The sequence below is a fragment of the Nocardia niwae NBRC 108934 = DSM 45340 genome, from assembly GCF_001613465.1.
Taxonomy (GTDB): domain Bacteria; phylum Actinomycetota; class Actinomycetes; order Mycobacteriales; family Mycobacteriaceae; genus Nocardia; species Nocardia niwae.
Window position 1 is genome coordinate 134,701 of sequence record NZ_BDCK01000034.1, and the last position, 18,153, is coordinate 152,853.

General features: G+C 70.7%; 19 protein-coding genes. 13 read left to right on the forward strand and 6 right to left on the reverse strand.

What is annotated here, in order from left to right:
* Positions 1–65 precede the first annotated feature (65 nt).
* A complete protein-coding gene (locus NNI01S_RS24425) occupies positions 66–1,298 on the forward strand; it encodes a type III PLP-dependent enzyme domain-containing protein (protein WP_084489286.1) in 1,233 nt (410 codons plus the stop codon).
* Positions 1,299–1,540: 242 nt separating this feature from the next.
* Complete coding sequence (locus NNI01S_RS24430; protein ID WP_063022465.1) at positions 1,541–2,641, forward strand: FAD-dependent monooxygenase; 1,101 nt, start codon at positions 1,541–1,543, stop codon at positions 2,639–2,641.
* Positions 2,642–2,653: 12 nt separating this feature from the next.
* Here the strand turns inward: NNI01S_RS24430 and NNI01S_RS24435 are convergent, their stop codons facing one another.
* Positions 2,654–3,622, reverse strand: coding sequence for a helix-turn-helix transcriptional regulator (locus NNI01S_RS24435; RefSeq protein ID WP_063022466.1), 969 nt, complete (start codon positions 3,620–3,622; stop codon positions 2,654–2,656).
* Between the two features lie 62 nt (positions 3,623–3,684).
* On the opposite strand from NNI01S_RS24435, the gene NNI01S_RS24440 reads away from it, so the two are divergent.
* On the forward strand, positions 3,685–4,869 hold the full coding sequence (locus NNI01S_RS24440; protein ID WP_063022467.1) for an epoxide hydrolase family protein: 1,185 nt from the start codon (positions 3,685–3,687) through the stop codon (positions 4,867–4,869).
* A gap of 14 nt (positions 4,870–4,883) precedes the next feature.
* Here NNI01S_RS24440 and NNI01S_RS24445 read toward each other — a convergent pair whose 3' ends face one another.
* Positions 4,884–5,867 (reverse strand): helix-turn-helix transcriptional regulator, encoded by a 984-nt coding sequence (locus tag NNI01S_RS24445; protein WP_063022468.1) that lies wholly within the window; start codon positions 5,865–5,867, stop codon positions 4,884–4,886.
* 63 nt (positions 5,868–5,930) lie between these two features.
* On the opposite strand from NNI01S_RS24445, the gene NNI01S_RS24450 reads away from it, so the two are divergent.
* Positions 5,931–6,422: a pyridoxamine 5'-phosphate oxidase family protein gene (locus NNI01S_RS24450; RefSeq protein ID WP_063022469.1), complete on the forward strand. Its 492-nt coding sequence runs from the start codon at positions 5,931–5,933 to the stop codon at positions 6,420–6,422.
* Positions 6,423–6,571: 149 nt separating this feature from the next.
* Here NNI01S_RS24450 and NNI01S_RS24455 read toward each other — a convergent pair whose 3' ends face one another.
* From NNI01S_RS24455 to NNI01S_RS24470, 4 genes are all read right to left on the reverse strand, one after another.
* Positions 6,572–7,825: an RNA polymerase sigma factor gene (locus NNI01S_RS24455; RefSeq protein WP_063022470.1), complete on the reverse strand. Its 1,254-nt coding sequence runs from the start codon at positions 7,823–7,825 to the stop codon at positions 6,572–6,574.
* A complete protein-coding gene (locus tag NNI01S_RS24460) occupies positions 7,826–8,164 on the reverse strand; it encodes a YciI family protein (protein WP_063022471.1) in 339 nt (112 codons plus the stop codon).
* 12 nt (positions 8,165–8,176) lie between these two features.
* The gene (locus tag NNI01S_RS24465) at positions 8,177–8,761 is read right to left on the reverse strand and encodes a dihydrofolate reductase family protein (RefSeq protein WP_063022472.1); all 585 of its coding nucleotides are present in this window, start codon (positions 8,759–8,761) and stop codon (positions 8,177–8,179) included.
* Between the two features lie 102 nt (positions 8,762–8,863).
* Complete coding sequence (locus tag NNI01S_RS24470) at positions 8,864–9,679, reverse strand: isocitrate lyase/PEP mutase family protein (RefSeq protein WP_063022473.1); 816 nt, start codon at positions 9,677–9,679, stop codon at positions 8,864–8,866.
* 64 nt (positions 9,680–9,743) lie between these two features.
* Between NNI01S_RS24470 and NNI01S_RS24475 the strand changes: the two genes are divergently transcribed.
* The 9 genes from NNI01S_RS24475 (at position 9,744) to NNI01S_RS24515 (ending at position 18,031) form a co-directional block, all read left to right on the forward strand.
* Positions 9,744–10,451, forward strand: a complete 708-nt coding sequence (locus NNI01S_RS24475; RefSeq protein ID WP_063022474.1) for an ArsR/SmtB family transcription factor — start codon at positions 9,744–9,746, stop codon at positions 10,449–10,451.
* A 137-nt stretch (positions 10,452–10,588) separates the two neighbouring features.
* On the forward strand, positions 10,589–11,647 hold the full coding sequence (gene argC / locus NNI01S_RS24480) for an N-acetyl-gamma-glutamyl-phosphate reductase (protein ID WP_084489275.1): 1,059 nt from the start codon (positions 10,589–10,591) through the stop codon (positions 11,645–11,647).
* Complete coding sequence (argJ, locus tag NNI01S_RS24485; RefSeq protein ID WP_063022476.1) at positions 11,644–12,861, forward strand: bifunctional glutamate N-acetyltransferase/amino-acid acetyltransferase ArgJ; 1,218 nt, start codon at positions 11,644–11,646, stop codon at positions 12,859–12,861. Before argC ends, argJ begins: the two co-directional genes overlap by 4 nt.
* Positions 12,858–13,793 (forward strand): acetylglutamate kinase, encoded by a 936-nt coding sequence (gene argB, locus NNI01S_RS24490; RefSeq protein WP_063022477.1) that lies wholly within the window; start codon positions 12,858–12,860, stop codon positions 13,791–13,793. Before argJ ends, argB begins: the two co-directional genes overlap by 4 nt.
* The gene (locus tag NNI01S_RS24495; protein ID WP_063022478.1) at positions 13,790–14,992 is read left to right on the forward strand and encodes an acetylornithine transaminase; all 1,203 of its coding nucleotides are present in this window, start codon (positions 13,790–13,792) and stop codon (positions 14,990–14,992) included. The genes argB and NNI01S_RS24495 overlap by 4 nt, the downstream gene beginning before the upstream one ends.
* Positions 14,989–15,933: an ornithine carbamoyltransferase gene (gene argF / locus NNI01S_RS24500; protein WP_063022479.1), complete on the forward strand. Its 945-nt coding sequence runs from the start codon at positions 14,989–14,991 to the stop codon at positions 15,931–15,933. The genes NNI01S_RS24495 and argF overlap by 4 nt, the downstream gene beginning before the upstream one ends.
* Positions 15,934–16,149: 216 nt before the next feature.
* Complete coding sequence (locus NNI01S_RS24505; protein ID WP_051020632.1) at positions 16,150–16,665, forward strand: arginine repressor; 516 nt, start codon at positions 16,150–16,152, stop codon at positions 16,663–16,665.
* A gap of 178 nt (positions 16,666–16,843) precedes the next feature.
* Complete coding sequence (locus tag NNI01S_RS34725; RefSeq protein ID WP_157114949.1) at positions 16,844–17,368, forward strand: DUF2247 family protein; 525 nt, start codon at positions 16,844–16,846, stop codon at positions 17,366–17,368.
* Between the two features lie 315 nt (positions 17,369–17,683).
* Positions 17,684–18,031 carry a hypothetical protein gene (locus NNI01S_RS24515; protein ID WP_063022481.1) on the forward strand — a complete coding sequence of 116 codons (348 nt, stop codon included), beginning with the start codon at positions 17,684–17,686 and terminating at the stop codon, positions 18,029–18,031.
* Positions 18,032–18,153 lie beyond the last annotated feature (122 nt).

Sequence of the window (18,153 nt, forward strand, 5' to 3'; positions counted from 1 at the left end):
TGTCGATCGACGAAGCAGCCGTGGCGGCGCTCGCGGACCGCCGGATCGGTCCCGAACACAAGGGCATGCCCCCCGCGTACTGGGGACGGACCGTGCGCGAATTCCGCGACGCCCCACCGGTGCTAGAGCAACTCGAGACGCCGGTGCTCACCGTCGACCGCGCGGCCCTGACGGCGAACATCGCGGTCATGGCCGAGTGGGTGCGCGCGGCAGGCGTGCGGTTGGCGCCGCACGGCAAGACCACGATGGCGCCGCAGGTGTGGGCCGAGCAGCTGGCCGCCGGCTCGTGGGGCATCACCCTGGCCACCATCTGGCAGACGCAGGTGGCGCGATCTTTCGGCGTCGCGCGGGTGCTGCTGGCCAACGCGCTGGTCGATCCGGTCGGATTGCGCTGGGTGGCGGCGGAATCGGCGCGCGACCCGTCGTTCGAGTTCTTCTGCTGGGCCGACAGCGTCGACACGGTCGCGCTGATGGACGCGCACCTGCGCAGCGCCCCGGACGCGGGGCCGATCCGGGTGCTGGTCGAGCTCGGCGGTCCGCACGGCAGAACCGGCGCGCGCACGGTGGAACAGGCGCATGCGGTGGCGGCGGCGATCGATGCGGCGTCGCGGCTGACGCTCGCCGGGGTCGGCGGCTACGAGGGCGCGCTCGCCCACGACCGCACCGCCGGCGGCATCCGCGCGGTGCGCGATTACCTCGGCGCACTCGCCCGCCTGCATCGGGAACTCGCTGCGGCGCAGCGATATCCAGGTCCGGCCGTCGTCACCGCGGGTGGCAGTGCCTACCCGGAGCTGGCGCTGGAATACCTGGCCCCCTTGTCCGACGAACAGGGCGGGCAGGGTGTCGCGACGACGGTCGTGCTGCGCTCAGGGGCGTATGTCATCCACGACGACGGCTTCTACGCGAGCATGTCGCCGCTGGCCGCTCCCGGATGCGCGCGGCCGCTGCGCTCGGCGATGCACGGCTGGGCGCGCGCCCTCTCCCGCCCGGAGCCCGGGCTCGCGCTGCTGGATGCGGGCAAACGCGATCTGCCGTTCGACGAGGGACTTCCGGTTCCGCAGCGCATCGCGGGACCGCGAGGTGGTGCGCTGGACCCGGCCGCGACGGTCTCCGCGCTCAACGACCAGCACGCCTTCCTGCGGCTGCCGGTGGGCGCCGAGTTGCCCATCGGCGCGGTCGTGCGGCTCGGACTCTCGCATCCGTGCACGGCCTTCGACAAATGGCGGCTGATCCCGGTGATCGATGACGCCGACGCCTCCGCGCCGAAGGTGGTCGACCTGGTGCACACATTCTTCTGACGCGGCCGCGTCCCCGGCGATTCTGACGCGGCCGCGTCCCCGGCGATTCGCGGCGGCGAGGCCCGGCGTTCGCCGATCGTCGGAGCGAGCAGCGCATCGCGACGCCGTACCAGCGATGGATCGGTGCGGGTCTTCGATCCTGCCGCGGTAGTGATTCGTCTTACGGGAACACTCCCGCTTACTACATCCGTAGTATCGTGCTCGGTAGCCGCTCGCCGAGCGGTCCGGAGAGAGGGGAAGCGATGCCCGAGGCGCTCATCGTGGGCGGTGGCATCGGGGGATTGGCCACCGCGGTGGCCTTCCTGCGGCAGGGCTGGCGCGTCGAAGTGCTCGAACGCGCTACCGAGTTCACCGAAGTCGGCGCGGGGTTGTCCCTGTGGCCGAACGCCCTTCGCGCGTTGGATGCCCTCGGTGTGGGCGACGATGTGCGAGCACGAGCCCTCGGGCAGGGTGCGGCGGGCATCCGCGACCGCGCGGGGCGGTGGCTGGCCAGGATGGACGCCGAGGCGATCCGGGCGCGGTACGGCAGCCCGATCATGCTGCACCGCGCCGATCTGCTGCGCATCCTGCGCTCCGCGATCCCGGCGGCGGCGCTGCGCACCGGCATCACCGTGACCGAGGCGGGGGCCGACGGCACGGTGGCGCATTCGGCCGGGACGTCCCGCGGAGACGTCGTCGTCGGCGCCGACGGCATCCGCAGCGTCGTACGCCACGCCGTCTGCGGCGAGATACGCCCGCGCTACGGCGGCTACATCGCGTGGCGTCTCGTCGTCACACCGCACCAGCCGGTCACCGAGATGGGCGAAAGCTGGGGGCGCGGCGAACGTTTCGGTTACGTCCCGCTCGCCGACGGCCGGGTCTACTGCTTCGCCACCGCGAACATGCCCGCGGGAACGACGGGCGGCGGGGCGGCCGAGCTGCGCGCCCGGTTCGGCGGCTGGCACGAGCCGATTCCCGCGCTGCTCGCCGCGGCCGGGGACGCCGAAGTGCTGCGCCACGACCTCTACGATCTGCCGCCGTTGCGCACCTTCGTGGCAGGCCGGATCGCGCTCGTCGGAGACGCGGCCCACGCGATGATGCCCACCCTCGGGCAAGGCGCCTGTCAGGCGCTCGAGGACGCCGTGGTGCTGGCCGAAGTGGCCGCGCGCGGCGGTGACCTGACCGGCTACGACCGGGAACGCAGGCCGCGCACCCACATGATCGCCTCCCGCTCGCGCCGGCTCGGCGCGCTGGGGCAACTGTCGTTCCCGCCGGTGGTGGCGGTGCGCGACGCCCTGGTGCGAGCGATCCCGGACTCGGTGCAGCTGCGATCGATGGCAGACGTTCTGGACTGGCGCTGCTAGCCGGCGGCATGGCTAGGGTGCGGGGAAGGCGCGCACGGCCTGCGCGCAGCGGGCCGCCTGGGCGCGGAGGGCCTCGGCGAGTTCCGGCGGGCCCGTGAGCAGTGTGAAATCGAGGTCGACCGAGGTGATCATCCACACCAGCTGCTCGGGGGAGTCGCTGCCGACGTGCAGGCGGCAGCTGCGCTCGTCGACCGCTTCCAGGACGCCCATCCCGGGCCACACCCGATCGGCGGCGTCGTCGGCCGAGCGATGCAACAGCACCGTCGCCTGCTGTGGCCAGGCGCGCGCCGACAGCCGCATCGAAAGATACGCCGCGACATCGCCTTCCGGTGGTTCTCGGGGTGTGAAGCGTGGTCCGGTGGGAATCCGGGGGGTGATCCGGTCCACTCGGAAGGTGCGCCAGTCGGTGCGCTCCACGTCCCATGCGACCAGGTACCAGTGCCTGCTGAAGTGCACGAGGGTGAGCGGCTCCACGATGCGCAGGCCGTGCGCGCCGTCGTGCGCGCGGTAGTCGAACCGCAGTCGTTCGTGGCGCTGGCAGGTCTCGGCGATGGCCAGGAGCGTGTCCGGACGCACCTGCGGCACCGGTGCGCCGACCCGCAAGGTGGCGCCGCGCAAGGTGCGCACCCGGTGCCGCAAGCGAGGCGGCAGGACCTGCTCCAGCTTGGTCAGTGCGCGCAGCGAGGCCTCCTCGAGGCCGGTCGCGGTACCGCCGGAGGCACCGCGCAACCCGACCGCCACCGCGACCGCTTCCTCGTCGTCGAGCAGCAATGGCGGCAGCGCGGTTCCCGCACCGAGGTGGTAACCCGCGGCGCCCCGGGTGGCGTGCACCGGGTAGCCGAGTTCGCGCAGCCGATCGACATCGCGGCGCACCGTACGGCTGGTCACGCCGAGCCGCGCGGCCAGTTCGGGCCCCGTCCAGTCGGGGCGGGTCTGCAGCAGGGTCAGCAGTTCCAGCAGGCGGGCCGACGTTTCCAGCATGACGTCAGAATGCCGGAAAGTTAGGAACGGTCCCGTCCTAAGTGCTTCCTACCGTGGCTCGCATGACTACCGCATCCGACATCCGCCCGTTCCGCATCGCCATCCCGCAGGAGAAGATCGACGACCTGCGCCGCCGTCTCGCCGCCACGGTATGGCCGAGCGACCTGCCCGGTGCCGGATGGGACAAGGGCATGCGCGTGTCCTACCTGCGCCCGCTGGCCGAGTACTGGCGCACCGAATTCGACTGGCGCGCCGTGGAAGCGGAGTTGAACGAGCTGCCGCAGTTCGTCACCGCGATCGACGGGCGGCAAGTGCACTTCCTGCACGTCCGATCGCCGGAGCCGGATGCGCTGCCGCTGGTGCTCGGTCACGGCTGGCCCGCGTCGTTCGCCGAGTTCCTCGGGGTGCTCGGACCGCTGAGTGATCCGCGAGCCCACGGCGGCGATCCGGCCGACGCCTTCCACCTCGTCGTGCCCTCACTGCCGGGGTTCGCGTTCTCCGAGGTGTCACCGGAGCCGGGCGCGGGCTCGACCGAGCGGTTCGCGGACGTGGTCGCGGCACTCATGGCGCGCCTGGGCTACGACCGCTACGGCGTGCAGGGCGGCGACGCGGGGTACTTCGTCGCCGCCCGCCTGGGTCATATCGCCCGCGAACACGTGGTGGGACTGCACGTGAACGGTCCGATCACGATTCCCTCCTGGGACAGCGGAGACGGTGAATCCTGGGGCGGCGCGGACGAATCCGAGGCGGAATGGTCTCCGGAGGACCAGGCGAAACTGGCCACGCTGACCGGCGCCGACAGCTACTCCCGCTACGACTACGCGACCGTCCAGGCGCACCGACCGCAGACGCTCGCGATCGGTCTGCAGGACTCGCCCGCCGGGTTGCTGTCCTGGATCACCGATCTGTTCCGGCAGTACACCAATCCGGCGATCGAGGTGCCCGAGGACGCGGTGGGCCGGGACGCGCTGCTGACGAACGTCAGCCTGTACTGGTTCACCGGGACTTTCGCCTCCTCGCTGCGGCTCTACAGCGAATCCGCGGCTTGGGGCGCACCGGTGCGCAAGTCCGAGGTGCCGACCGCGGCGGCGATCTTCCCCGGTGACATGTCGGTCCGCAAACTCGCCGAGGACGCGCACAACATCGTCCGGTGGACGGAGTTCGACCGCGGCGGGCACTTCGCGGCGATGGAGGCGCCGGACCTGTTGATCACCGACGTGCGGGAGTTCTTCCGCACGTTGCGCTGAGGGATGCGCCTGCCTCACTCGGTGGGCTGGTTCCCGGAGTAGCGCGCGTGCATGGCGGCGGCGGTCGCCGCGAGTCGCGCACGCAGGTGCGGCGGTTCCAGCACTTCCACGTGCTCGCCGAGCGGCAGCAGGCCGTGCGCCAGCACTTCGTAGGACTCCGACGGCACCACCACCTCCACCCACCCCTCGGCGTCGGGCGGCCCGGCGGTGGCCAATGCCTCCGCGACCGCCGCCGGATCGTTCGTCAGCCGCAGCAAGCGCAGGTGGGTGGCGGCGATCCGGCAGCGGGCGCGCACGCGGAGCATAGAGCGCGCGAACTCGTCGGCGGCTTCGGCCCAGTGTGCCCGCAGGTCGAATCCCGCTGGGCGGACAAAGGTTTCGCCGGTCGGTTCGGCGGCGACGAGGCGACCCACCCGGTACGAGCGGGGCGTGGATCCGCTGCGGGCGACGAGATACCAGGTGCCCGCCTTGAGCACCAGGCCGAGCGGGTCGAGCAGGCGCTCGACCACCTTGTCCTTGCGGCCGTAGCGCACGCGTAACCGGCGGTCGTGCCAGAGCGCGTCGGCGATCGTCGCGAGCGTCGGCGTCTGGTCCGGGCGATGGAACCAGCCCGGCGCGTCGACATGCACTCGCTCGGCGATGCGCGTCGCCCGCCCGCGCAGTTCCGGCGGCAGCGCGGCCAGGAGCTTCAGCTGCGCGGTGGCCAGCACCGTGCCGAGCCCGAGATCGGCGGCGGCGCCGGGCAGGCCGGTCAGCAGCACCGCGTCGGCCTCGTCGGTGGTGAGGCCGGTGAGCCTGGTGCGGTAGCCGTCAACCAGCCGTACGCCTCCGGCCCGGCCCGGCTCGCTGTAGACCGGGACACCGGCCGCCGAAAGGGCCTCGACGTCGCGGTAGACGGTGCGCACCGACACCTCCAGTTCCCGGGCCAGCTCGGGCGCGGTGAGCCGGCCTCGGGTCTGCAACAGCAGCAGCAATTGCACCAGTCGACCAGCCCGCATGGACGCGACACTAGCCGTAAACCTTGACGGGAGACGGCAGGTTTTCGCCGTACCGTCCTCGGCATGACCACTTGGAGCCGATTCACCGACGAAGCACCGCATATCGCCGAGGTCTTCCTGCGCAGGCATCGCGCGGCGGGCAATCTCTGCATGCTCGGCACGATCCGGTCCGACGGATCGCCGCGGATCAGTCCGATCGAGCCGCGGATCTTCGAGGGGTCGCTCGTGATCGCGGGGATGCCGAAGACCACCAAGTTCCGCGATCTGGGCCGCGACCCGCGCTTCTGCCTGCACACCGCCACCGTCGACACGAACGTCTCCGACGGCGACGCCAAACTCTTCGGCGCCGTGGTCGACCTTCCCGACCGAGACGTGCACACTCGTTTCGCCCAGCACCTGTTCGACGAAACCGGCTTCGACATCAGAGGCCAGGAGTTCGACCACTTCTACGTCGCCGATCTCACCGGGGCCTCGACGGTGGAGGTCAGCGGCGACCACCTCGACATCACCATCTGGAAGCCGGGCGCGGGCGAGCGCGTGGTGCAGAAGCACTGACCCGTGTGGTGGAGCGGTCGCCGGGTGGTGGTCTTACCGCAGCTCCGTGCGGCGTTGTGACGGAGTCTGCGACACGTGTGGCGCCGGGCCCGGTCGGGTGGCGTGAGCGGGACCAACCCACTCTAGGCGGTAGGTGGGCGGCTTCGAACTCAACCGGGCGCGGGCCGAGCCGCCGCGCGTCCTTCGGTCTCGCTCCGGCGGCGAGCCAGGAAGTCTCGCTCGGCGGAATTCTCGGTGCGGGCGATGGCGGCGTCGTAGGCGGCCACGGCCTCCTCGACGCGCCCGAGACGGGTCAGCAGATCGGCGCGGATGGCGTGGAACAGATGGTGATCCGCCAGAGGTAGCGCGTCCACCAGGTCCAACGCGGTGGCCGGACCGTCCACCTCGGCGACCGCCACGGCGCGGTTCAGGGCGACGATCGGATTCGGCGTGAGTGCGGTGAGCTGGTCGTAGAGCCGCACGATCTGGCCCCAGTCGGTAGCCGCGGCGACGGGCGCGTCGGCATGCACCGCGTTGATCGCCGCCTGGAGTTGGTACGGCCCCGGCCGGTCGCGGCGCAGGCACTGCCGGACGAGTGCGTGCCCTTCGGCGACGAGGTCGCGGTCCCAGCGGCTGCGATCCTGGTCCGCGAGGGGAATCAGGGCGCCGTCGGCGCCGCTGCGGGCCGCCCGGCGGGACTCGCTCAGCAGCAGCAGCGCGAGCAAGCCGGTCACCTCGGGTTCGTCCGGCATCAGCTCGGCCAGCAGGTGGCCGAGGCGGATCGCCTCGGCACACAGGTCGGTCCGGACCAGCCGTGCGCCGGAGGAGGCGGTGTGCCCCTCGGTGAAGATCAGGTACACGACGGCCAGTACCGCGCGCAGCCGGCCGGGCAGTTCCGCGTCGGCGGGTACCCGGTAGGGAATGCGGGCGTCGCGGATCTTGCCTTTGGCGCGAACCAAGCGTTGCGCCATAGCCGTTTCGGAGATCAAGAATGCCCGGGCGATCTCCGGTGTGCTCAGTCCGCCGAGCAACCGGAGAGTCAGCGCCACCTGCGCTTGCGGCGCGAGAGCAGGGTGACAGCAGGTGAAGATCAACCGGAGACGGTCGTCGCGCACACTGCTCACCGCCTCCTCCGGCTCGCCGTCGGCGTGCAGGAGGGCGGCCTGCGCGTGCCGGTCGGCGCGGGAGGCCTCGCGGCGCAGGCGGTCGATCGCCCGATTCCGGGCGGTGGTGATGATCCAGCCGGGTGGGCTCGGGGGGAGACCGTCGGCGGGCCAGCGCTGGACGGCGGCGGTGAACGCGTCCTGCACCGCGTCCTCGGCGACGCCGATGTCGCCGAAGACGCGGATGAGGCTCGCCACCGCTCGGCCGTAGTGCTCGGCGAAGACCGCTTCGATCACCGAGCCGGTCACGGGTTCGCCCATCTATTCGTCCCGGATCGGCCGGACCTCGATCGGCAGCCCGACCACGGTGGTGAGCTTGCGGCCCCAGTCCAGCGCCTCGTCCAGATCGGCGGCGCGGATGACCGTGAACCCGCCGATGTGTTCCTTGCCCTCCACGTAGGGGCCGTCGGTGATCAGCACGTCCTCGCCACGCGCGTGCAGCACGGTCGCGGTGCCGGGCGAGTGCAGGCCGGCGGCGAACACCCAGGCGCCCGCTGCCCGCATCTCATCGTTCAGCGCGCCGAGTTCGCGCATGATCTCGTCCAGGTTCGCGGGCACGCCTTCGTCGGGCTGGTAGATGCTGAGCAGGTAGTGCTTCATCGCTCGTCCTCCTCATCCACGCCGGTAGGTGGTGATGACGACACCGGTACCCGTCGTCACGCTGTCGGCCGACCGCAGCCGGCCCAACGCCACGCCGTCGAACAGCCGTCGACCCGTGCCGAGCACCAAGGGGTGGATCAGCAACAGGTATTCGTCCACCAGATCGTGGCGCATGAGCGAGCGCAACAGGTCACCGCTGCCCAGCACCACCAGATTCCGCTCCGGCTGCCGTCGCCGCAACTCGGGTACCGCGGTCACCGCCTCGCCGCCGAGCCAGGTCGAGTTCTGCCACGGCAGCGGTCCGCTTCCGGTGCGGGAGGCGACGATCTTCTCGGTCTTGTCCAGCGCCTCGGCCATCGGGTTGCCGGCCTGCCGCGGCCAGTATCCCGCGAAGTCCTCGTAGGTGCGCCTGCCGAGCAGCAGCGCGCCGCGGTGGGCCGCCATGTGCTTGCCGAGCACCTCGGCCTGCATCGGGTCGTCGTGCCGGTGCGCCCAGCCGCCGTCGGGGAAACCGTCCCTGGTGTCCTCGTCGGCCCGCCCGGGCGCCTGCATGACGCCGTCCAAGGTCAGGTGCTCCACCGCGATGATCTTGCTCATCTCCGCTCCTTCCGCGACCGGCCCGGCGCCGGTCTCGTCACCTACACGAACGGCCCCCTGGCGGATCGACAGCGTCAGCGAGATATTTCCGGCGCTGCCCGATCACGACGGAGGAGCGGGCAAGAGACGTTGGATCCCGGGATAACTCACAATCCCCGGCGCAACGGCCGCGTCGTTCCGTACGGCGCGCGCGACGCCCAGCGCCGCCGACAGCGCCGCGCGGTACAGCAGCGACCCGGTGCTGACCCGGCGTACCCCGAGTTCGGTCAGTGTTTCGAGGTCCGGGCCCGTGGGCGAATAGAGGACATTGACCGGTACTTCACTGCACGCTACGACCCGCTCGATCCGCGCCGGGTCGGTCAGGCCGGGCACGAAGACGCCATCGGCTCCGGCCGCGGCATACCGCCGCGCGCGGTCGTGGGTGGAGCCGTGATCCAGACCCAGCCAGTGGGTGTCCACGCGGGCGTTGACGAACACTTCCGGCGTCCGTTCCTTGACCGCGGCGATCAGGGCGGCCTGCTGCTCGGGTGCGGCCAGCGCCGACCCGCGGCGGCCGTCTTCCAGGTTGACGCCCGCGATCCCGCAGGCGGCGAGTTGTTCGACGAAATCCGCGACCGCGCCCGGCCGCTCGTCGAAACCGCCCTCGACATCGACGGTGACCGGGATCGGCAGCCCGGCCATGCGTCGGGCGGCCGTGAAGGTCTCCGCCTTGGTGACGCCCGCGCCGTCGGTCAGCCCGGCCGCGGCGGCCACGCCCAGGCTGGTGGTGCCGATCGCCGGGAATCCCTCGTCGGCCAGCAGGGCGGCCGAGGCGAAGTCCCAGGCGTTCGGCAGCACCAGGGGACGGTCGCGGTGATGCAGCCCGCGGAAGATCTCGAACTCGGTCGGCCGGGTCGCCGCCGCAGAAGGCGAAGTCATGCCGCGACCGTAGCGACGGGACGTTTCGGCGACCGCCGAAACGACGACCCGCCATCATGGTGGGATGCCGACCAGAGGAGCCCAGCTGGCGGGCCTGGCCGCTCTGCTCGCCGACCGCACCCGCGCCGACATCTGCCTGGCGCTGGTGGACGGACGGGCCTGGACCGCGGGCGAGCTCGCCCGCCACACCGGGGTCGCGCCGTCCACCGCGACCGAGCATTTGGACCGTCTGCGCGACGGCGGGCTGGTGGTCGAGCACCGGCAGGGCAGGCATCGCTATCTGCGGCTGGCTGGCCCGCACGTGGCGGACCTGCTCGAAACCATGGTCGCCCAGCTCGACCCGCCCGCCGCCCCGGTGACCGGGCTGCGCACCGCCACCGTCGCGGCCGTGCTGGCCCGCGGGCGCACTTGCTACGACCATCTCGCGGGCCGGTTGGGCGTCGCCGTCACCGACGCGATGGTCGCGCGCGGCCTGTTGAGCGGCGACGGTGGCTTCGCGCTGACCGCGCCCGGGCTGGCGTGGCTCACGGGGCCGATGGGCGTCGACCCGGCCGCGCTGAGCGCCACGCGGCGCCCGGTGGCCCGGCCGTGTCTGGATTGGACCGAACGACGGGTCCACCTGGGCGGTGCGGCGGGCGCGCAGCTGTGTCGCCGCCTGAAAGAACTCACCTGGATCAAAGGTGTCGGCAGTGGGCGCGCGGTCCGGGTCACCGCGCTGGGCGCAGCGGGGCTGGCGGAAGCGCTGGACATGGACTGCTCGGCACTGCGCTGACCTGCCTACGGACCCAGCGGCACGGAATGCGGCCTGGCGCCTGTTTGCGCGCTGGCACGACGGGTATGAGGTGCTCGTGACCACGCTCGCGGCGACCAGGCTGTGAATGAGCTTGCATAGTCATGCATAATCATCACATGGTTGATTCCTCGGTCGGACCCGTCGTGCGGGTCGCGGTAGCCGGTGCCAGCGGGTACGCGGGCGGCGAAGTGTTGCGTCTGCTGCTGGGGCATCCCGCCTACCGAACCGGGCGCCTCGTCATCGGGGCGCTGACCGCGGGCTCGAACGCGGGCACCGCGCTGGGGGAGTTGCAGCCGCATCTGCTGCCGCTGGCAGATCGAGTGCTGGCGCCCACCACGGCCGCCGAACTGGCGGGCCACGACGTGGTCTTCCTCGGCCTGCCGCACGGTCAGTCGGCGGCCATCGCCACCGAGCTGCCCGAGTCCACGGTGATCATCGACTGCGGCGCCGACTTCCGGCTCACCGACCCGAAGGCCTGGGAGAAATACTACGGCAGCCCGCACGCGGGCAGCTGGCCCTACGGTCTGCCCGAGCTGCCCGGCGGCCGGGAGAAACTGCGCGCCGCCACGCGGATCGCGGTTCCCGGCTGCTATCCGACTGTGGCCAGCCTCGCGCTGGCCCCCGCCGTCGCCGCGGGCATCGTCGAGCCCGCCGTGCACGTAGTCGCGGTGAGCGGCGCCTCCGGCGCGGGCCGCAAGCTGGACATCGGTCTGCTGGGATCGGAGGTGATGGGTTCGGCGCGGGCCTACGGCATCGCGGGCGCGCACCGGCACACCCCGGAGATCGCGCAGAACCTGGCAGCAGCCGGCGGCACGGACGTCGCGGTGTCGTTCACGCCGGTCCTCGCGCCGATGCCGCGCGGCATCCTCGCCACCTGCACCGCGCCGACCCGCGTCGACGCCGCGCAGGCGCGCGCCGTCTACGAAAAGGCCTACGCCGACGAACCTTTCGTGCATCTGCTGCCGGAAGGCGTACTGCCGCAGACCGGTTCGGTGCTCGGATCCAACGCCGTCACCCTGCAGGTGGCGGTGGACGCCGACGCGGGCCTGCTCGTGGTGATCGGCGCGATCGACAACTTGACCAAGGGCACCGCGGGCGCTGCGGTGCAATCGATGAACCTGGCCCTCGGATTCGAGGAGACCGCAGGACTTTCCACCGTAGGAGTGGCACCGTGACGACAGCCGACATCGCCAGCGGCAAGCTGGTCCGCACCCAGGGCGTGACCGCACCGCTCGGCTTCCGCGCGGCGGGCATCGCCGCGGGCATCAAGGCCAGCGGCAAGCCGGATCTGGCGCTGGTGTTCAACGAGGGGCCGGAATACGCGGCCGCGGGCGTGTTCACCCGCAACAAGGTGAAGGCCGCTCCGGTGCTGTGGTCGCAGCAGGTGCTCACCGGCAAGCGGCTGCGCGCGGTGATCCTGAACTCCGGCGGCGCCAACGCCTGCACCGGCCCGGGCGGGTTCCAGGACACGCACAAGACCGCCGAGGAACTCGCCGCCGCGCTGAGCAACTGGGGCACCGAGACGGGCGCGGGCGAGATCGCGGTCTGCTCGACCGGGCTGATCGGCGACCGGCTCCCGATGGACAAACTCATCCCCGCCGTCACCGAGATCGTGCACGAGATGGGCGGCGGCCTGTCCGGCGGCTCGGATGCCGCCTGGGCCATCATGACCACCGACACCGTGCCCAAAGAGGCGGCGTTCCACCACCGCGACAAGTGGAACGTCGGCGGCATGGCCAAGGGCGCGGGCATGCTGGCCCCGTCGCTGGCCACCATGCTGGTGGTGCTCACCACCGACGCGGCGGTCACCGCCGATCAGCTCGACCAGGCGCTGCGCAACGCCACCGCGCGCACCTTCGACCGGCTCGACGTCGACGGCTCCTGCTCCACCAACGACACCGTGCTGCTGCTGGCAAACGGCGCCAGCGAGGTCAGCCCGAGCCAGGAGGAACTGGACGCGGCGGTGCTCGCGGTCTGCGACGACCTGGCCGCCCAGCTGATGGCCGACGCCGAGGGTGTCACCAAGCGGGTGCTGGTCACCGTCGCAGGCGCGGCCACCGAGGACGAGGCCGTGGCCGCGGCGCGGACCGTCGCCCGCGACAGCCTGGTCAAGACGGCGCTGTTCGGCTCCGACCCGAACTGGGGCCGGGTGCTGGCGGCGGTCGGCATGGCGCCGGTGACGCTGGACCCGAACCGGATCTCGGTGTCGTTCAACGGCAAGCCGGTGTGCGTCGACGGCGTCGGCGCGCCCGGCGCCCGAGCGGTCGACCTGTCCGGCGCGGACATCGAGGTGCTGATCGAGCTGAACGTCGGCTCGGCGAGCGCGACCATCCGCACCACCGACCTCTCGCACGGTTACGTCGAAGAGAATTCGGCCTACAGCTCATGACCAGCGAGGCGCTGCACACGCTTTCGGCGCTGGACAAGGCACACGTCCTGGCCGGCGCCCTGCCGTGGTTGCAGAAGTTCCGGGACAAGATCGTCGTGGTGAAGTACGGCGGCAACGCCATGGTCGACGACGACCTCAAGCGGGCCTTCGCCGCCGACATGGCGTTTCTGCGCACCGTGGGCGTGCACCCGGTGGTCGTGCACGGCGGCGGCCCGCAGATCAGCGCGATGCTGAAAAAGCTCGGCCTGCAGGGCGAATTCCGCGGCGGCTTCCGGGTGACCACGCCCGAGGTGATGGACGTGGTGCGGATGGTGCTGTTCGGACAGGTCGGCCGCGAGCTGGTCGGCCTGATCAACACGCACGGCCCATACGCGGTCGGCATCTCCGGGGAGGACGCCGGACTGTTCACCGCGACCCGCCGCACCGTCGAGGTGAACGGCGAGCCCACCGACATCGGCCTGGTCGGCGACGTCACCGAGGTCAATCCGGACGCCGTGCTCGACCTGATCGGCGCGGGCCGCATCCCCGTGGTGTCGACCATCGCGCCCGACGCGGAGGGCGTGGTGCACAACATCAACGCCGACACCGCCGCCGCGGCGCTGGCCGAGGGCATCGGCGCCGAGAAATTGGTGATGCTCACCGACGTCGAAGGCCTGTACACGAACTGGCCGGATCGGTCGTCGCTCACCTCCAGCATCGATACGGCAGCGCTGGCCGAGTTGCTGCCCCGCCTCGATGCGGGCATGGTGCCCAAGATGGAAGCCTGCCTGCGCGCCGTGACGGCCGGGGTGCCCACCGCGCATGTCATCGACGGCCGGGTCCCGCACGCCGTGCTGCTGGAACTGTTCACCGGAGAAGGAATCGGAACGATGGTGACGCCCGCCCCGCTCATCCCGAACGGGTCCGGCGCACCGAACGGAACGAAACAATGAGCACAGCTGAACTGCAGAAGCGGTGGTCCGCCGCGCTGATGAACAACTACGGCACACCGAAGGTCGCGCTGGTGCGCGGCGCGGGGGCTGTGGTCTACGACGCGGACGGCAAGCGCTACGTCGACTTTCTCGGCGGCATCGCGGTCAACAGCCTGGGGCACGCCCACCCGGCGATCCTGGAAGCGGTCACCCAGCAGCTCGGCACACTCGGACACGTGTCGAACCTGTACGCCAGCGAGCCGGTCGTCGAGCTGGCCGAGCGCTTGCTCGCGCACTTCGGCGACGGCGAGGGCCGGGCGTTCTTCTGCAACTCCGGCACCGAGGCGGTCGAAGCGGCGTTCAAGATCGCCCGGCTGACCGGACGGCCCAAGATCGTCGCCTGCGAGGAGGCGTTCCACGGCCGCACCATGGGCGCGCTCGCCCTGACCGGTCAGCCGTCCAAGCGCACGCCCTTCGAACCGATGCCCCCGGGCGTCGTGCACGTGCCCTACGGCGATGCCGCGGCGCTCGAGGCCGCGGTCGACGAGGACACCGCCGCGGTGTTCCTCGAGCCGATGATGGGGGAGAGCGGTGTGGTCGTACCGCCGTTCGACTACCTCGCCAAGGCGCGGGAGATCACCGCGCGCAAGGGCGCGCTGCTGGTGCTGGACGAAGTGCAGACCGGCATCGGCCGGACCGGGAAGTTCTACGCCCACCAGGCCGTCGGCATCGTGCCGGACGTGATCACGCTGGCCAAGGGCCTCGGCGGCGGTCTGCCGATCGGCGCGGTGCTGGCCACCGGGCGGGCGGCCGATCTGCTCACCCCCGGGATGCACGGCACCACCTTCGGCGGCAACCCGGTGTGCGCGGCGGCGGCGCTCGCCGTGCTGCGCACGATCGACGAGACCGATCTGCTGTCGCACGTCGAGTCGGTCGGCAAGCGGCTCAGCGACGGCATCGAGCTGCTCGAGCATCCGCTCATCGATCGGGTGCGCGGTGCGGGCCTGCTGCTGGGCATCGTGCTCACCGACGAGGTGTCCGCTCAGGTCGAGGCGCGGGCGCGGGCGGCGGGCTACCTCGTCAACCCGGCCAAGCCCGATGTGATCCGGCTGGCGCCGCCTCTGGTGCTCACCGAGACCCAGGCCGATAATTTCGTCGCCGACCTGCCGGAGATCCTCGACGCCGCGCTCGCGGACGCGAAAGGGGCTGCGGCGCAATGACTTCCGTGCGGCATTTCCTGCGTGACGACGATGTCAGCCCGGCCGAGCAGGCCGAGATCCTCGCCCTCGCGGCCGAACTCAAGAAGTCGCCGTTCGCGCGGCGCCCGCTGGAGGGTCCGCGCGGCGTCGGCGTGATCTTCGAGAAGAACTCCACCCGCACCCGGTTCTCCTTCGAGATGGGCATCGCCCAGCTCGGTGGGCACGCGGTCGTCGTCGACGGCCGCGACACCCAGCTGGGCCGGGAAGAGACGCTCGGCGACACCGGCCGCGTGCTGTCCCGGTACGTGGACGCCATCGTGTGGCGCACCTTCGAGCAGTCCCGGCTGGACGAGATGGCCGCCACCGCGACGGTGCCGGTGGTCAACGCGCTGTCCAACGAGTTCCACCCGTGCCAGGTGCTCGCCGACCTGCAGACGCTCGCCGAACACAAGGGCGACCTGACCGGCCGCGAACTGGCCTACTTCGGCGACGGCGCCAACAACATGGCGCACTCGCTGCTGCTCGGCGGCGTCACGGCGGGGCTGAACGTCACCATCGCCGCACCCGCCGGGTTCGAGCCGCAGCCGTGGGTGGTGGAAGCGGCGCGCAAGCGGGCCGCCGAAACGGGCGCCACCGTCACCGTGACCGGCGACCCGGTCGCCGCCGCCTGGGGCGCCGACGCGCTGGTCACCGACACCTGGACCTCCATGGGACAGGAGAACGACGGCCTGGACCGAGTCGGTCCGTTCCGGCCGTTCCAGCTCAACGCCGATCTGCTCGCCCACGCCAAGCCGGACGCGGTGGTGCTGCACTGCCTGCCCGCCCACCGCGGCGAAGAGGTCACCGACGAGGTGCTCGATGGGCCGCACAGCGTGGTGTGGGACGAGGCGGAGAACCGCCTGCACGCGCAGAAGGCGCTGCTGGTCTGGCTGCTGGAGCGACGATACGGGGGAGTGGCGTGAGCGGTCGGGCCAGGAGGCGGCAGTCGAGCGTGACCGGCTCCGCTCGTGCCGGAAGGGCACAGCGTGAGCAAGGACGGCCGTGGCACCGGCATGGCCCGTGCTCGTCGTGCCCAGCGGGCGAATCGGTCCCCAGCGAGGTGCGGCGGTGAGGGAATGTCGGCGAGTGCGCCTCGCTCAACCGCGTACGACGATCCCGCGCCCCGGCGAGGCGCGGTCGTGAGCGTCTCGCAGTCGGAATCGGGTCGAAGCGGCCCGGCCATCGCACGCACCCGCGCCGGGCGTCAGTCGCGCATCATCGAACTGCTGTCGGCGCACGCGGTACGCAGCCAGACCGAACTGGCGGCGCTGCTCGCGGCCGAGGGTATCGAGACCACGCAGGCGACGCTGTCGCGGGACCTGGACGAACTCGGCGCGGTGAAACTGCGCGCCGCCGACGGCGGCGCGGGCGTCTACGTGGTACCCGAGGACGGCAGCCCCGTGCGCGGCGTGACCGGCGGCACCGACCGCCTGTCCAAACTGCTCGGCGACCTGCTGGTCTCCACCGACGCCAGCGGCAACATCGCGGTCCTGCGCACCCCACCCGGCGCGGCCCACTACTTGGCCAGCGCCTTGGACCGCGCCGCCCTGCCCTACATCGTCGGCACCATCGCGGGCGACGACACCATCGCGGTCATCGCCCGCGAACCGCTGACCGGCGCCGAGGTGGCCGCGAAGATCGAACAACTAGCCTGATTCGCCTTACCGCGCGCCAGTCTGCTCGGTCCCATCGGTGCGACCGCCTCGAACCACTGTTCGTAGAGTGCACCCACCTCGATCATCCCCTTTTTGACATAGTAGTAGACGAGACCGGAATGGTTACACATCAATTGTTTGTACCCGATGGAACGGTTAACGGAATACCGTCGAAACCGTGAGCGAATCTATGGAATATTCGGCGAAATTCAACATTCCCGCGTCGTTCATCGCCGACTGGGCCCGCCTGACTCCGGGCGAGCTGAATTACGGCTATGTCAACCGATGGATATCGCCGTCGGATGTGGTTGAGTCGGCGCTGGGATGCGTGGTGCCTGCTGGTTCCAAAATGGGTTCTACAGAGGAGATCTCACTGCTGCTCTCGGATGAGTTGGATCGTCTCCCCGATCTGATGGATCAGTTGGTCGATCGTGATGACCTTGTCTGGACGTATCTCGCACTCGCTTGGGTGCATGAGAACCAGGCAGAATTCGAGGATCCCTTCAAAACTGTCGATCTGCTCGCCGATTTCGGTTACCCGCAAGATGTCGGGGAATTCGTCACCTTCATGCCGCCACCACCCGGCGGTGTTCCAGGATATCCTGGCCTTCGGCAACGTTGGCAGGAGTATCTCGAACAAAAACGCTCCGAATTTCTCCTTGCGCGGATATCGGATGCGGACAACGGTTCTCGGAAAAATTAGTGACGGGTGGTGGGCCTGTCCTTTGCTGTGAAGGCGGCTCCCGCCGCGTCGGGGTAGTCCGCGGACTCAGGTTCGAGCCGGGACCTCTCACTCTGTAATAGGAGCCGGGACGGTCTTGTCCTCAGCTCTCGGCAGACAGCGTGCCCCTCATCTCATGAGATCCCGACCTGGGGCGGTCGAGTCGGCGGTATATAGACCACACCGCTGATCTATCGCCGTCGCGGAACGACGCAAAACGATGGCTCCACTGAGCGAACAAGGAAGGGTTCGACCTCGGTGTGGGCAGGCGGGCCCACCGGTTGCGGTGATCGACCCGTGTTCAGCTGGCCACTCGTGGGCGGCGTGATCCGGATGCTGCCGGTGTCGGCGCAAGCCGCCGGACAAGAAGCATCGGGTGTGGCGGCGCTGCCGGCGCCGGAGCGGCTACCGGCCGCGATTGCCGGTCACCTCGAACTCGACTCGCCGTTGATCGGCTGGGCGCTCGTGCTCGGTGACCTGCATGCCGCACTACTGTCCGGCTTTTCGGTCTCACCGCGATACGCGGCCGACTCCGACGAAGCAGCCGTGCGCAGACTGATCGCGGAAGTAGTCGAGCAGGTCGATTCGTGGGCGGTATCTCACCGCCACGTCGGTCGGCGCATGCAGGGGAAGTCCAGGCAATGACGGAAGGGCAAAACTCGGAGATATTGCCGCAGCAGGACCTCGTGCCCCCGGCGCGGCCGACGCCGATCCGACGGCGGCCGCGGGCGCGAGTTCACTGCGGCCGGCGGTGGTAACCCCTGTGA

Excerpts from the sequence above, each read along its gene's own strand:
- NNI01S_RS24475 (WP_063022474.1), top strand. The coding sequence starts at position 9,744 with ATGCCGACCAGAGGAGCCCAGCTGGCGGGCCTGGCCGCTCTGCTCGCC.
- NNI01S_RS24445 (WP_063022468.1), bottom strand. The coding sequence starts at position 5,867 with ATGCGGGCTGGTCGACTGGTGCAATTGCTGCTGCTGTTGCAGACCCGA.
- NNI01S_RS24465 (WP_063022472.1), bottom strand. The coding sequence starts at position 8,761 with ATGAGCAAGATCATCGCGGTGGAGCACCTGACCTTGGACGGCGTCATG.
- NNI01S_RS24470 (WP_063022473.1), bottom strand. The coding sequence starts at position 9,679 with ATGACTTCGCCTTCTGCGGCGGCGACCCGGCCGACCGAGTTCGAGATC.
- NNI01S_RS24455 (WP_063022470.1), bottom strand. The coding sequence starts at position 7,825 with ATGGGCGAACCCGTGACCGGCTCGGTGATCGAAGCGGTCTTCGCCGAG.
- NNI01S_RS24425 (WP_084489286.1), top strand. The coding sequence starts at position 66 with ATGCCCCCCGCGTACTGGGGACGGACCGTGCGCGAATTCCGCGACGCC.
- argC (WP_084489275.1), top strand. The coding sequence starts at position 10,589 with ATGGTTGATTCCTCGGTCGGACCCGTCGTGCGGGTCGCGGTAGCCGGT.
- argB (WP_063022477.1), top strand. The coding sequence starts at position 12,858 with ATGACCAGCGAGGCGCTGCACACGCTTTCGGCGCTGGACAAGGCACAC.
- NNI01S_RS24435 (WP_063022466.1), bottom strand. The coding sequence starts at position 3,622 with ATGCTGGAAACGTCGGCCCGCCTGCTGGAACTGCTGACCCTGCTGCAG.
- NNI01S_RS24460 (WP_063022471.1), bottom strand. The coding sequence starts at position 8,164 with ATGAAGCACTACCTGCTCAGCATCTACCAGCCCGACGAAGGCGTGCCC.
- NNI01S_RS24440 (WP_063022467.1), top strand. The coding sequence starts at position 3,685 with ATGACTACCGCATCCGACATCCGCCCGTTCCGCATCGCCATCCCGCAG.
- NNI01S_RS24495 (WP_063022478.1), top strand. The coding sequence starts at position 13,790 with ATGAGCACAGCTGAACTGCAGAAGCGGTGGTCCGCCGCGCTGATGAAC.
- NNI01S_RS24430 (WP_063022465.1), top strand. The coding sequence starts at position 1,541 with ATGCCCGAGGCGCTCATCGTGGGCGGTGGCATCGGGGGATTGGCCACC.
- NNI01S_RS24450 (WP_063022469.1), top strand. The coding sequence starts at position 5,931 with ATGACCACTTGGAGCCGATTCACCGACGAAGCACCGCATATCGCCGAG.
- argF (WP_063022479.1), top strand. The coding sequence starts at position 14,989 with ATGACTTCCGTGCGGCATTTCCTGCGTGACGACGATGTCAGCCCGGCC.